Source organism: Labrys sp. F242 (assembly GCF_057813875.1).
The window spans coordinates 1,346,925-1,360,453 of record NZ_JBVASG010000001.1 but is presented as its reverse complement, the minus strand read 5'-3'; the positions used below and the strand labels follow the sequence as shown (position 1 = coordinate 1,360,453).

Annotated in this window: 13 protein-coding genes; 6 read left to right on the top strand and 7 right to left on the bottom strand. The window is 63.3% G+C overall.

Annotation, left to right across the window (positions count from 1 at the left end):
• The first annotated feature begins 190 nt into the window (after positions 1–190).
• Positions 191–1,657, top strand: coding sequence for a DEAD/DEAH box helicase (locus ACZYTC_RS06280; RefSeq protein ID WP_488989130.1), 1,467 nt, complete (start codon positions 191–193; stop codon positions 1,655–1,657).
• A gap of 71 nt (positions 1,658–1,728) precedes the next feature.
• On the opposite strand, the gene mce is transcribed toward ACZYTC_RS06280, so the two are convergent.
• Together mce and ACZYTC_RS06270 are read right to left on the bottom strand one after the other, a co-directional pair.
• Positions 1,729–2,133, bottom strand: a complete 405-nt coding sequence (gene mce, locus ACZYTC_RS06275; protein ID WP_441773449.1) for a methylmalonyl-CoA epimerase — start codon at positions 2,131–2,133, stop codon at positions 1,729–1,731.
• Positions 2,130–3,257 carry an anhydro-N-acetylmuramic acid kinase gene (locus tag ACZYTC_RS06270; protein ID WP_434956900.1) on the bottom strand — a complete coding sequence of 376 codons (1,128 nt, stop codon included), beginning with the start codon at positions 3,255–3,257 and terminating at the stop codon, positions 2,130–2,132. The genes mce and ACZYTC_RS06270 overlap by 4 nt, the downstream gene beginning before the upstream one ends.
• Before the next feature lie 99 nt (positions 3,258–3,356).
• Here ACZYTC_RS06270 and tyrS point away from each other — a divergent pair, with 99 nt between their 5' ends.
• On the top strand, positions 3,357–4,598 hold the full coding sequence (tyrS, locus tag ACZYTC_RS06265) for a tyrosine--tRNA ligase (RefSeq protein ID WP_441773448.1): 1,242 nt from the start codon (positions 3,357–3,359) through the stop codon (positions 4,596–4,598).
• A gap of 106 nt (positions 4,599–4,704) precedes the next feature.
• On the opposite strand, the gene pssA is transcribed toward tyrS, so the two are convergent.
• Together pssA and ACZYTC_RS06255 are read right to left on the bottom strand one after the other, a co-directional pair.
• Positions 4,705–5,529, bottom strand: coding sequence for a CDP-diacylglycerol--serine O-phosphatidyltransferase (gene pssA, locus ACZYTC_RS06260; RefSeq protein ID WP_434956902.1), 825 nt, complete (start codon positions 5,527–5,529; stop codon positions 4,705–4,707).
• Between the two features lie 2 nt (positions 5,530–5,531).
• The gene (locus tag ACZYTC_RS06255; protein ID WP_434956903.1) at positions 5,532–6,230 is read right to left on the bottom strand and encodes a phosphatidylserine decarboxylase; all 699 of its coding nucleotides are present in this window, start codon (positions 6,228–6,230) and stop codon (positions 5,532–5,534) included.
• Between the two features lie 151 nt (positions 6,231–6,381).
• On the opposite strand from ACZYTC_RS06255, the gene ACZYTC_RS06250 reads away from it, so the two are divergent.
• The 4 genes from ACZYTC_RS06250 (at position 6,382) to ACZYTC_RS06235 (ending at position 9,621) form a co-directional block, all read left to right on the top strand.
• Positions 6,382–7,182, top strand: coding sequence for an ABC transporter ATP-binding protein (locus ACZYTC_RS06250; RefSeq protein WP_441773447.1), 801 nt, complete (start codon positions 6,382–6,384; stop codon positions 7,180–7,182).
• 129 nt (positions 7,183–7,311) lie between these two features.
• Positions 7,312–8,088, top strand: a complete 777-nt coding sequence (locus tag ACZYTC_RS06245) for a transporter substrate-binding domain-containing protein (protein ID WP_441773446.1) — start codon at positions 7,312–7,314, stop codon at positions 8,086–8,088.
• Positions 8,089–8,209: 121 nt separating this feature from the next.
• Positions 8,210–8,890: an ABC transporter permease gene (locus ACZYTC_RS06240; RefSeq protein ID WP_434959652.1), complete on the top strand. Its 681-nt coding sequence runs from the start codon at positions 8,210–8,212 to the stop codon at positions 8,888–8,890.
• Between the two features lie 2 nt (positions 8,891–8,892).
• Positions 8,893–9,621: an ABC transporter permease subunit gene (locus ACZYTC_RS06235; RefSeq protein WP_434956906.1), complete on the top strand. Its 729-nt coding sequence runs from the start codon at positions 8,893–8,895 to the stop codon at positions 9,619–9,621.
• Positions 9,622–9,712: 91 nt separating this feature from the next.
• Here the strand turns inward: ACZYTC_RS06235 and ACZYTC_RS06230 are convergent, their stop codons facing one another.
• From ACZYTC_RS06230 to alaS, 3 genes are read right to left on the bottom strand one after another with little or no spacing between them, the layout of a single operon-like run.
• The gene (locus ACZYTC_RS06230; RefSeq protein WP_441773445.1) at positions 9,713–10,504 is read right to left on the bottom strand and encodes an arginine deiminase family protein; all 792 of its coding nucleotides are present in this window, start codon (positions 10,502–10,504) and stop codon (positions 9,713–9,715) included.
• A 37-nt stretch (positions 10,505–10,541) separates the two neighbouring features.
• On the bottom strand, positions 10,542–10,730 hold the full coding sequence (locus ACZYTC_RS06225; RefSeq protein ID WP_434956908.1) for a hypothetical protein: 189 nt from the start codon (positions 10,728–10,730) through the stop codon (positions 10,542–10,544).
• A 4-nt stretch (positions 10,731–10,734) separates the two neighbouring features.
• Positions 10,735–13,386, bottom strand: coding sequence for an alanine--tRNA ligase (alaS, locus tag ACZYTC_RS06220; RefSeq protein WP_441773444.1), 2,652 nt, complete (start codon positions 13,384–13,386; stop codon positions 10,735–10,737).
• Positions 13,387–13,529: the final 143 nt, after the last annotated feature.

The window sequence follows — 13,529 nt, the reverse complement described above, 5'->3', positions numbered from 1 at the left end:
TCTGCAGAAAAGGCCTGAGAAACAAGCGGAAATCGTGGCTTTAGCTGGCAAAACCATTGACATTTCCTGGCCTAACCCTATGGTCGCGCCGTCCGGGCCCACCCGATAGGGCCCTGTTCGTCCGTGCGGCGATGCGAGCCGCCCTCTGCCGTCCGATCGGGGCGGCCTCTGTAGGTTCGACATTTCCGCAATGAGCTTCGCTGAACTCGGTCTCTCGTCAAAGGTCCTCGCTGCTGTGGAAGCGGCCGGATACACTACCCCCACGCCCATCCAGGCCCAGGCCATTCCGCACGTGCTGCAGCGTCGCGACGTACTCGGCATCGCCCAGACGGGCACCGGCAAGACGGCGGCCTTCACCCTGCCGATGCTGACGCTGCTGGAGAAGGGCCGCGCCCGCGCCCGCATGCCGCGCACGCTGATCCTGGAGCCGACCCGCGAATTGGCGGCACAGGTCCAGGAGAATTTCGACCGCTATGGCAACAAGAGCGGCCTGTCGGTCGCCCTCTTGATCGGCGGCGTTTCCTTCGGTGACCAGGACGCCAAGATCACCCGTGGCGTCGACGTGCTGATCGCCACGCCCGGCCGCCTGCTCGATCATGTCGAGCGTGGCAAGCTGCTGCTCACCGGCGTGGAGCTTCTCGTCATCGATGAAGCCGACCGTATGCTCGACATGGGCTTCATCCCCGACATCGAACGCGTCTGCAAACTGGTGCCCTTCACCCGGCAGACCCTGTTCTTCACCGCGACGATGCCGGCCGAGATCAAGCGCATCACCGACCAGTTCCTGCACAATCCGGTACAGGTAGAGGTCGCCCGCCCCGCCACCGCTGCCGCCACGATCACCCAGGCGCTGGTGCACACCAAGTCGACGCCCGCCGAAAAGCGCGTGACCCTGCGTCGGCTGATCCGCTCGGCGGAGAACCTCCAGAACGCCATCGTCTTCTGCAACCGCAAGTCGGAAGTCGCCATCCTGCACCGGTCGCTGGTGCGCCACGGCTTCGGTGCCGTCGCGCTGCATGGCGACATGGATCAGCGCTCCCGGATGGCCGCGCTGGAAAGTTTCCGCAATGGCGAGATGCCGATCCTGGTGGCTTCGGACGTCGCCGCGCGCGGCCTCGATATTCCCGAAGTCAGCCATGTCTTCAATTTCGACGTGCCTGTCCATGCCGACGATTACATTCATCGCATCGGGCGCACCGGCCGCGCGGGCCGCTCCGGCTGGGCCTTCTCGCTGGTTTCCTCGGCTGACGGCAAGCATGTCGCGGCCATCGAGACGTTGACGGGCATCAAGATTCCCTTCACCGGCGATCCGCCTCCGATCGAGGGGGACGACGAGGAAGAGATCCACGCCAAGCCGCGGCGCGGGCGTCGCGAGCGCGGCGGCAAAAGCGAGGAGCCTCGGCAGCAGGGCAAGTCTCGCGAGGCCAAATCCCGCGAGGCCGAGCCCCCGCGCGAACGCGAGGCGAAACCAGCGCGCGAACGCGACGAGACGCCCAAAGTGCCGCGCCACGAGCCGCAGCAAACGACTGAACAGCGCCGCCCGCAATCCTCCAGGCCCCATCGGCGCGACGAGGATGACGGTCCGGTTGTGATCGGCATGGGCGACCACGTGCCGTCCTTCCTGCTCACGCCGATCCGGCGCAAGAGCAACGGCTGAGTCGATACCTTTCACTCAAGACGAATGAAGCGCATTTGCTTTCTCCCGCAAGGGGAGAAGGTTGTCGCGCCTCAAACCTGTTCTAGCTCCACCAGCGTTCCCGAGAAATCCTTGGGATGCAGGAACAGGACCGGCTTGCCGTGCGCACCGATCTTCGGTTCGCCATCGCCGAGAACACGCGCTCCAGCCTGTTTCAACTGGTCCCGGGTGGTCAGGATGTCGTCGACCTCGTAGCAGATATGGTGCATACCGCCGTCGGGATTCTTGTCGAGGAAACGGGCGATCGGCGAGTTCTCGCCCAGTGGTTCCAGGAGCTCGATCTTGGTGTTGGGCAATTCGATGAAGACCACGGTGACGCCGTGCTCCGGCAGGGCCTGGGGCTGCGAAACATGCGCGCCGAGCGTATCGCGATAGACGGATGTCGCAGCATCGAGGTTGCGCACGGCTATGGCGACGTGATTGAGGCGACCGATCATGCGCCCACCCGCTTCTGGCCCGGCACAGCAAGAATGCCGCCGGTGAGCGCCTTGCCGACGCCGGTGCTGGATGGAAAGGTCAAGGGTAGCTCCTTCAGGGATCGAGCAGCCAGATAGGCAAAAGCCTGCGCTTCCATCATGGCAGCCGACCAGCCGAACTCGTCAGCCGTACGCACCGGCACGCCGGTCTCGGCGCGCAGGAAATTGAGAATTGCCGGATTGCGGGCACCGCCACCGCAGACGATCCATAATTTCGGCTCGGCAGGCAGCCATTGCCGCGCCGCCGCCGCGCTGCGAGCGGTGAAGGCGGCCAGGGTCGCCACCGCATCCGGCGTGGGCAGATCCGCAACCGCCTCGCGGGAAAAAGCGTTGCGGTCGAGCGATTTGGGTGGTGCCTCACCGAAATAGGGATGCGCCATCAATTGGCCGAGTATGTTCTCGTCGACCTTGCCGGCCAGGGCCTGCCGGCCGTCCTGGTCCAGGGCGACACCGGTGCGCTCCATCATCAGATCGTCGATCAGCGCATTGGCGGGTCCGGTGTCGAAGGCAATCGGATCGCGCCCCTTGGCGACGTAGCTGACATTGCCGACACCGCCGAGATTGAGTACGGCGACGGGACCGGCCAGTTTGGCGGCTTGCACCAGCGCCTGGTGATAGACAGGCACCAGTGGCGCGCCCTGCCCCCCTTCGGCGACATCGGCGGCCCGCATGTCATAGACGGTCCGGATACCGAGACTGTCGGCCAGCGCCTGACCATCGCCGAGTTGCACCGTCAGCCGTTCCTGCGGGCGATGCAGCACCGTCTGGCCATGAAAGCCAATGACATCGATATCGTCAGGACTGAGATCATGCGCCTTCAGGAAATCCGAAACGACGTCGGCATGTTTGCGGGTGATCAGCCGCTCGGCCGCGACCAGAGCGCCGGGGCGCTCGTTACGACTCTTCACCGCCACCGCATCGGCGAGAGCCCGCCGCAGTAAAGTGCGCTCTTCCTCACTATAGGCGAGTTCGACCGTCGGTCCCATCTCGACCGTATCAAGACCATCCGTCTCGATCAGGGCGGCGTCGATACCGTCCATCGAGGTCCCGGACATCAGCCCGAGTGCCGTCATCATCGTCTTCATGCGCAAATCACCCGATTTCTCGGCACCCCTGTACCAAAGCGCCGCCAAACCTGTTAGACGGCGCCTAGAGAAGTTATATGCCGTTTGAGAGCGTTTGCCATGACCGCGTTAAAATCCGATTTCCTGCGTACCCTGACCGAGCGCGGCTATATCCACCAGGTATCGGATCTCGAGGGCCTCGACGAAAAGGCGGCCGCCGGGCGCATCACCGCCTATGTCGGTGTCGATCTCACGGCAAGCTCGCTGCATATCGGCCATCTCGTACCAATCATGATGATGCACTGGCTGCAGCGGACCGGCCATCGCCCGATCACCCTGATGGGCGGCGGCACGACGCGCGTGGGCGATCCGTCGGGACGTGACGAGACCCGCCGTATCCTGCCGCTCGAACAGATCGAGGAAAACAAGCGCAGCATCCAGCGCGTCTTCTCCAAATTCATCAGCTACGAGAACGACAAGGCCATCATGGCCGACAATGCGGAGTGGCTGACCAAGCTCAATTATATCGAGATGCTGCGCGACATCGGTCGCCACTTCTCGGTCAACCGCATGATGTCCTTCGATTCGGTGAAGCTGCGGCTCGACCGCGAGCAGGAGCTCTCCTTCATCGAGTTCAATTACATGATCCTGCAAGCCTATGATTTTGTAGAACTTTCCAGGCGCCATGACTGCGTGTTGCAAATGGGTGGTTCGGATCAGTGGGGCAATATCATCAACGGCATTGATCTCGGCCGCCGCATGGGCACGCCGCAGCTCTACGCCCTTACCTGCCCGCTGCTGACCACCGCTTCGGGCGCCAAGATGGGCAAGACCGCCGCCGGCGCCGTCTGGCTCAACGACGACATGCTCTCGGCCTATGACTACTGGCAGTATTGGCGCAACACCGAGGACGCCGACGTCGAACGCTTCCTCAAGCTGTTCACCACTTTGCCGCTTGACGAGATTGCCCGCCTCGCCGCCCTTGGTGGTTCGGAAATCAACGAAGCCAAGAAGCGCCTGGCCACCGAGGCGACCGCGCTCGTCCATGGCCGCGACAAGGCCGAGGCTGCCGAGGAAACCGCCCGCAAGACCTTCGAGGAAGGCACGCTGGCCGGCGACCTGCCGAGCTTCGAGCTGCCGGGCCTCAGCGAGGGTGTCGGCCTCCTCAATGCCTTCGTGCAGGCAGGCCTGGTGCCGTCCACCAGCGAGGCCCGCCGCCAGGTCGCCAACGGCGGCCTCAGGGTCAACGACGTCGTGGTCAGCGATCCCAAGGCTATGCTGACCAAGGCCGACGTCACCGCCGACGGCGTGATCAAGCTGTCGATGGGCAAGAAGAAGCACGTGCTGGCCAAGCCGGTGTAATTCGGTGTGCCGGTCTTCGGACCGGCATTGATATGTCTTGCTCCCGGAGGGGAGCTGCCGGTCACGCTCCATCTCTTGGTGGAGCTGAGAAGACCGGCTCACCGGCTTACTCGCTCTTCTGCTCCGCCTGTAGCGAGGCCTGATGGGCCTGCGCCTGCTTGCGATAATAGATGACGCCGAATGGAATGGTCGCCAGATAGCCGACGGTTAGCGAAGTCAGCGACTCCCACGGATAGAGCGCCAGCAGCATCACCACCACCACGGCGACGACGAAGATCGGCAGCACCCATTCGCGCGGAATGCGGTTGCCCAGCTTCTTGCCCGAGAAGGTTGGGATGGTGGAGATCATCAGGAAGGCGATGAGCAGCACATAGGCGAGCTCATATTTGGCATGGCTCGGCTCATGCGTGAGGCCGAGGAAATCCAGATAGATCGGCAGCAGCACCGTGCAGGCCCCGGCCGGTGCGGGCATGCCGGTGAAGAAGTTCGCCTGGAAGGCCGGCCGGTTGGGATCGCTGCTCGTCACGTTGAAGCGGGCAAGGCGCAGCACCATGCAGATGGCGAAAACCAGCGAGCCGATCCACCCAATGGATCGCAGATCGTGCAATCCCCAAAAATAGAGGACGATGCCGGGAACCACGCCGAAATTCACGAAATCGGCAAGCGAATCGAGTTCCGCACCGAATTTCGAGGTGCCCTTGAGATAACGCGCCACACGCCCGTCGATACCGTCCAGCAGCGCCGCGACCACGATACAGCCGATGGCGAGGTCGAGCTTGTTCTCGATGGCCAGGCGAATGGCCGTCATGCCCGCACAGAGCGCGAGGAGCGTGATCATGTTGGGAATCAGCACGCGCAGCGGAATGGCACGCCGCTTCGTTCCCTCGGGATCCGGACTTCCAGGCTGAAAAGGCGGGAAGAGCGGGTCCATGATCAGCCGACGCGATGGGTCAAATTCGGCATCGCGGCATTGGCATCCGCCAGGATCGTCTCGCCGGCCACCATCTTCTGGCCGATACCGACCAGGGGGCGCACCCCTTCGGGCAGATAGACGTCGACGCGCGAGCCGAAGCGGATCATGCCCAGGCGCTGGCCGACGGCGACGTGCTCGTTCTCGTTGGTCCAGCAGACGATGCGCCGCGCCACCAGGCCGGCGATCTGCACCACACCGTAGCGGCTGGTTCCCGTGTCGATGATGAAGCTGTTGCGTTCATTGTCCTCGCTGGCCTTGTCGAGATCGGCGTTGAGGAACTTGCCGGGCTTGTAGGCGATCTTGGTGATCGTCCCCGTCACTGGGCTGCGATTCACGTGGCAGTCGAAGACGTTCATGAAAACCGAGACGCGCAACAGTGACTGGTTGGCCAGTCCCAGCTCCGGTGGCGGCAGCACATTGGCGATCTGGCTGACCACGCCATCGGCCGGCGAGACCACCAGGCCCTCGCGCACCGGCGTCACCCGCTGGGGGTCGCGGAAGAAATAGGCGACCCAGGCCGTGATGATCAGCAGCGGCCAGAACAGAACCTTGATCCATACCAGCGCAATCAGCGTGGCCACGCCGGCGATCCCGAGGAAGGGATAGCCCTCGCGATTGATCGGCACTAGGACTTTGCGAATGGAGGCGGCTAGCGACATAGGCAGGGTTCCAGTTTCGCGACCTGCCTATCTCATGCAGCGGATAAAGACCAGAGCATGTCGTTATCGACAAGAGTGGCTGCCCGCACCTTGTGCAAACTGAAATGGCTGATACAGTTCTGGGCAACCGAACGTCAGATGAGGTCGCTTTATGCCAGAGGACGCCCCACAAGCGGGAGCGAGCCGGACACCCGTTGTTCAACTCGACAATATTCACAAGAGTTTCGGCCTCCTGGAAGTCCTCAAAGGCGTTTCCCTTACGGCCCATGAAGGCGATGTCATCGCCCTGATCGGAGCGTCAGGCTCGGGCAAGAGCACGATGCTGCGCTGCACGAATCTGCTGGAGGTTCCCAATTCCGGCCGCATCCTGATCGGGAACGAAGAGATTCGCCTGAAGCCGGACGGCCATGGCGCCATGTCGGTGGCTGACCACAAGCAGCTCCAGCGCATCCGCAGCCGTTTGGGCATGGTGTTCCAGAGTTTCAATCTGTGGGCGCACCGCACCGTGCTCGAAAACGTCATCGAGGCGCCGGTGCATGTCCTTGGCGAAAGCAAGGCCGAGGCGATCGCCCATGCCGAGCAATTGCTGCACAAGGTCGGCCTCTACGCCAAGAAGGACGTCTATCCCGCCTTCCTCTCCGGCGGCCAGCAGCAGCGCGCGGCGATCGCACGCGCCCTTGCCATCCGCCCTAAGGTGATGCTGTTCGACGAGCCGACCTCGGCGCTCGATCCGGAACTGGTCGGCGAGGTGCTCAAGGTCATCCGCGATCTCGCCGCAGAGGGCCGCACCATGTTGCTGGTGACTCACGAAATGGCCTTCGCCCGCGATGTCGCCAACCATGTGATGTATCTCTACAACGGCAATGTCGAGGAGGAAGGCCCGCCACGGAAGGTGTTCGGCAATCCCAACAGCGAGCGTTGCCGTCAATTCGTCACGCCGCGCCAGCACTAACACGACCTGCATGGCAGTCAGGTTCGCTTGACGAAAAAGTTCGGGGGGCAGGAGGGCACCAGAACTCACGCATCAAGTACGAAAACCCAAGAAAACGTTGAAAAAACAGACATCCATCAGGGGACCAAAATGAAACACTTCAACGCCAAGTTCCTCGTGGCGAGCGCCTTCTTTTGTGGTGTGGCCTTCGCCTCAGCCCAGGCCGACACCATCAAGGTCAGCGTCGCGGCCGAACCCTATCCGCCCTTCGCTTCGAAGGACGCCTCCGGCCAGTGGGTCGGCTTCGAAGTCGATCTGGCCAAGGCTGTCTGCAAGGCCGCCAAGCTCGACTGCGAGGTCGTCGCCACCGCCTGGGATGGCATCATCCCCGCCCTGATCGCCAAGAAGATCGACGTGATCTGGGCCTCGATGACGATCACGCCGGAACGCTCGGCCCAGATCGGCTTCACCATCCGCTATTACAACACGCCGCCGGAATTCATCGGCAACAAGGCCGACAAGTTCGACTTCACGCCGGAGGGCATGAAAGGCAAGTCGATCGGCGTGCAGACCAGCACCATTCACGCCCAATATGTCCAGAAGACCTATCCCGATGCCGACATCAAGAGCTACGGTACCCAGGATCAGGCCAATGCCGATCTGGCGGCGGGCCGTCTCGACTTGGTGATGGCCGATGCCGCCGCGCTCGACGACTTCCTGGCCGGCAAGGACGGCCAATGCTGCGAGATGAAGCTTTTCCCCAAGGATCCGGTGTTCGAAGCCGGCGTCGGCGGAGGCCTGCGCAAAGAGGACACCGACCTGAAGGCAAAGCTCGATGCCGGCATCAAGGCCGTCTATGCCGATGGCGAGTTCGATGCGATCCAGAAGAAATACTTCAAGTACGACGTCGGTACGCCGCCGAAATGAGGCAGGCCGCTGGGTTCGCTCCTATTGAGCTGAACCGAGCTTTCTCCAGCCGGCCTGAGAGTTCAGGCCGGCTCCTCTTCTTTCTGCGGGGTCGGGCGTGGAAGCTTTCTGGAATCTGCTGATGACCGGCTGGGGCGTATCGCTGCTCCAGGGCCTGGTCATCACCATCGAAATCTCGGTCGGTGGCTATCTGACCGGCCTGTTGATCGGCGGCCTCGTCGCCTGGGCCAAATTGCGTGGGCCGCGCTGGCTGGTCGCGCTCGCCAATGGCTACTCCACCATCTGCCGCGCCGTGCCCGAGGTGCTGCTGATCCTGATCCTCTATTATGCCGGCCAGCAGGGCCTCAATGCCCTGATGGCCTGGCTGGGTTACGGCACGCTGGGAATCGGCGGTTTCTTCGCCGCCATCACTGTGCTCGGCGTGGTCAACGGTGCCTATACCTCGGAGATTCTGCGCGGTGCCGTGCTCGCCTTGCCGAAAGGCCAGGTCGAGGCGGCCCGCGCCTATGGCATGCATGGCTTCGGCCTGTTCCGGCGCGTCGTCCTGCCCTTGATGATTCCCTTCGCCTTTGCCGGCCTGACCAATCTCTGGATGACCATGCTGAAGGACTCGGCGCTGATTTTCGTGGTCGGCTATAACGAGCTCACCTTCACGGCCGTGCAGGCTGCCGCGTCGACGCGCATGTATTTTCCCTTCCTGCTGCTCTGCGGCGCGATCTATTACGCGCTGACGCAATTCTCCAACATCTTCATCAAAATGTTCGAGCGTCACATCCGGCGCTGGACTCCCAAGCTGGGGTGACCATGGCCGCGGATCTGGCAAGCTGGTTTTTCGACAATTTCGGCTGGATCGGCAAATATTGGCCGGCCATCCTCAGCGGCTTCTTCACCACATTGAAGCTGCTGTTCTTCTCACTGCTCTTCGGTTTTCCCCTGGCCGTTCTGGTCGGCTTCGGCCGGGTTTCCAAGAACAAGCTGGTCTACGCCATCGCCTCCAGCTTCGTGTCCGTCATTCGCGGCACGCCCTTGCTGGTGCAGATGTTCGTCTATTACCAGGGCCTGGGCTCGCTCTTTCCTTCCATCCCCGGCATCCGGCAATCCTTCATCTGGCCGATCCTGAAGGATGGCTATTACTACGTCATCTTCGCCCTGGTGCTGAGTGTCGGCGCCTATGTCGGCGAAGTCGTGCGCGGGGCCCTGCTGTCGGTGCCCCGTGGCGAGTTGGAAGCGGCTCGCGCCTACGGCTTTCGCGGCTTCGCGCTGGTGCGCCGCATCTGGCTGCCCCGCGCCATGCAGGCGATGATGCCGACCTTTGCCGGTGAGACGGTGCTCTGCCTGAAATCGACCGCTCTGGCCTATCTGGTCAGCGTCCAGGACCTTCTGGGCCAGATCAACATCATCCGCTCACGCGAGGCGATCACCTATACGCCACTCCTGGTGGTGGCGGTCGGCTATCTCATCACCACGCTGGTGATCGAAGCTGTCTACAGGCGCCTGGAGGCTGGTTTCGCCAAGACGATGAAACCGCACTGAGAAACGACCGAACCCGAGACGCCGGTCGAGAATCGGTTCCCCGGGCTCAGTCTTCACGAAAGTCTACGGATATTGGCGGCGGAACGCCGCCTCAGGCGTGCCAGCGCAGCGACATGCAGGACAGGCCTGCATCGATCTTGGCGATCTGAGATGTCGGCAGCCGGACGACACTATAGCCTTCAGCTTCGAGCAAGGTTGCCGTGCGGGGATAGTCGATGCCGACGAAAATCCGGTCGTTCACCCGCAACGCGTTGGCACCCGCCTCCTCGCCTTCCGGCGTCAGCAGTACCCGCATGCCCTCGAACACGCCCGAAGCGGCGAGTCGGTCCGTCGACAGCATGGTGGTATCGTCGAGCAACGAACAATCGGACTTGAAATGCAGCACACCCGGCGGCGTGGTGACGACGACGCCCTTGCGGCCGAGTTCAGCCAACAGGCGGATCAGTTCCTCCGCACCTTCCCGCGTGGTGCGGTCGGAGAGGCCGATCATCACCGCCTGGGGCGTCACCAGCACATCACCGCCATCGACAAAACCCGGCCCCTGCAACGCCAGGACCTTGTCGAAGCGGCCGCGCAGCACGGGCGCAATCTCGGCCGTCTCGCCGAAACGGCTCTTGGCGCCGACCCGCAGCAGGATCGCGCCTTCCGGGAACACCAGGGCCGGATCTTCCACGAACAGCGAATCCGGGAAAGTCTCCAGGGCAGGCAGTACCTCGACGGCAACCCCCGCAGCCTGCAAGGCCTCGATATAGAGGCGGTGCTCGGTCGAAACCCCTTCATGGGTCGGCGCACCCCGATCCTCGGCCCGCAGGCCCTGGATCACGCTCGCCGGCGGCAGGCGCACGATGGCATTGTCGAATGCATAGACGGGATAGGTGCTCATACCGGCTCCGTTCGAAGGGGATTGAAGCCCGCCAGCTTCACTCTTCCGGCGGACGATATTGAATGACCTGGGTCCACAGCCCATAGGCGGCGACAGCCGCGAACATCAGGCCCCAGAACTGGTTGCCATTGTAGAGTTCGACCCCGGCCCAGACCGCCGGCAGCACGCAAAGCAGCACGCGAACCCAGAGCGGCCTCATCCAGTCCGGCGTGTTGGGCTGGGCCATCGGCTCAGGCCTCTGCCAGCGCTGCGGCGATGGCGTCGAGGGCAATCTGGGCCTTGGCACCGTCGGGGCCACCGGCCTGGGCCATGTCGGGCCGTCCACCACCACCCTTGCCGCCGAGAGCTTCCGAGCCCTTGCGCACGAGATCGACGGCATTGAAGCTACCGGTGAGGTCCGCCGTCACACCGACGACAAGGCCGGCACGGCCATCCTCGGAGGTCGCCACGATGGCGACGACACCGGAACCGACCTGCTTCTTGCCTTCGTCCGCCAGCGCCTTGAGATCCTTCAACTCGATGCCGGTGACCGCCTTGGCCAGCAGCCGGGTCTTGCCGACCATGCGGATTTCGCTGTCGCCCCCGCCGCCGCCCATGGCGAGCTTCTTGCGCGCCTCGGTCAGTTCACGTTCGAGCTTGCGGTTCTCCTCAACCAGATTGGCAAGGCGGTCCCCGGCTTCGGGCACGGGCGTGCGCAGCACATCGGCCAATCCCTGGAGCAGACGGCTCTCATTGACCAGATGCTTACGGGCTCCCTCCGCCGTCATCGCCTCGATGCGCCGCACGCCGGCTGCGACCGCGCCGTTGGAGACGATCCGGATCAGGCCGATGTCGCCGGTACGCCGCACATGGGTGCCGCCGCACAATTCCACTGACCAGGCCTTGTTCGAGCCGGGCTGGCGCTGCCCCATCGAGACGACCCGGACCTCGTCGCCATATTTCTCGCCGAACAGCGCGCGCGCACCGGAAGCGATCGCATCGTCCACGCTCATGAGATGCGTGGTCACCTCGCTGTTGTCGAGCACGACGGCATTGGCGAGATCCTCGATCTCCTTGAGTTCCTCATCCGAAATGGGCTTGGGATGCGAGAAGTCGAAACGCAGACGGTCCGGCGCCACCAAGGAGCCCTTCTGGGCAACGTGATCGCCCAGCGTCAGGCGCAAGGCCTCATGCAGAAGATGCGTGGCCGAGTGATTGGCACGGATCGCGGAGCGGCGCGCATGATCGACCACGAGTTCGAGCGGCTCCTGCACCTTGAGCGTGCCCTCCTCGACGGTGACGGCATGCACGAAGAGATCGCCGAGCTTCTTCTGGGTATCGGTAACGGTGACCTTCAGGCCACCGGCCTGCACCGTGCCCGCATCGCCCTGCTGGCCGCCAGACTCGCCGTAGAACGGCGTCTGGTTGAGGATCAGGAAGCCCTTCTCGCCCTTGCCGAGGTGATCGACCGGCTTGCCGTCCTTGACCAGGGCCAGGGCAACGCCCTCGGCGGTCTCCGTCTCGTAGCCGAGGAATTCGGTGGCGCCGACCTGCTCGCGCAGGCCGAACCAGACTGTCTCGGTGGCCGCATCGCCGGATCCCGCCCAGGCGGCCCGCGCCTTGGCCTTTTGCTGCTGCATGGCAGCCTGGTAGCCTTCGAGATCGACCGAGATGTTGCGCGCGCGCAGCGCATCCTGTGTCAGGTCGAGCGGGAAGCCATAGGTGTCGTAGAGGGTGAAGGCGACATCACCCGAAAAGACCTGGCCGTCGCCGAGCTTCACGGTCTCGGCGTCGAGTAGGGCAAGGCCGCGCTCCAGCGTACGGCGGAAGCTGGTTTCTTCCAGGCGCAGGGTCTCGCTGATCAGGGCCTCGGCCCGCACGAGTTCGGGGTAGGCGGCGCCCATCTCGCGCACCAGCGCGGGCACCAGCTTCCACATGACGGGATCCTTGGCGCCGAGCAGGGAGATGTGACGCATGGCGCGGCGCATGATGCGGCGCAACACATAGCCCCTGCCCTCGTTCGACGGCAGCACGCCGTCGGCGACCAGGAAGGAGGAAGCCCGCAAATGGTCGGCGATGACGCGATGGCTGGCAAGCGCCGGCCCTTCGGCCGGCACGCCGATCGCCTCCACCGACGCGCGGATCAAGGCCTGGAAGAGGTCGATGTCGTAATTGTTGTGCTTGTGCTGCAGCACGGTGGCGATGCGCTCGAGGCCCATGCCGGTGTCGATCGAGGGGCGCGGCAGGTTGACGCGCTCGCCACCGACCAGTTCCTCGAACTGCATGAAGACGAGGTTCCAGATCTCGATGAAGCGGTCGCCATCCTCATCCGGCGAACCGGGCGGCCCACCCCAGATATGCTCGCCATGATCGTAGAAGATCTCCGAGCAGGGGCCGCAGGGCCCGGTATCGCCCATGCGCCAGAAATTGTCCGAGGTCGGAATGCGGATGATGCGATCGTCCGACAGGCCGGCGATCTTCTTCCACAGCCGATGCGCCTCATCGTCCTCGGAGTAGACGGTCACCAAGAGCTTGGAAGCCGGCAGGCCGAAATCCTTGGTGATCAGGTTCCAGGCGAGCTCGATCGCGCGATCCTTGAAATAATCGCCGAAAGAAAAGTTGCCGAGCATCTCGAAGAAGGTGTGATGCCGTGCCGTGTAGCCGACATTGTCGAGATCATTGTGCTTGCCGCCGGCGCGCACGCATTTCTGCGAGGTCGCGGCACGCGAATAGGAGCGCTTCTCGATGCCGGTGAAGACGTTCTTGAACTGCACCATGCCGGCATTGGTGAACATCAAGGTCGGATCGTTGCGTGGCACCAGCGGCGAAGACGCCACGGCTTCATGGCCGTTCCGCACGAAATAGTCGAGGAAGGTGGATCGGATCTCGTTGACGCCGCTCATGTCCAATTTGCCTATTTGGCCCAAATGCCTGTTTTGGCTGGTCCCTTCCTTTCGGCATGGCCAGCAACATGGTGGTGGGGCGTTGTAGCGGGGCTGTTTCGGCCTGTCGAGGCGCGCATACATGAAAAACCCGACTGCCGGGA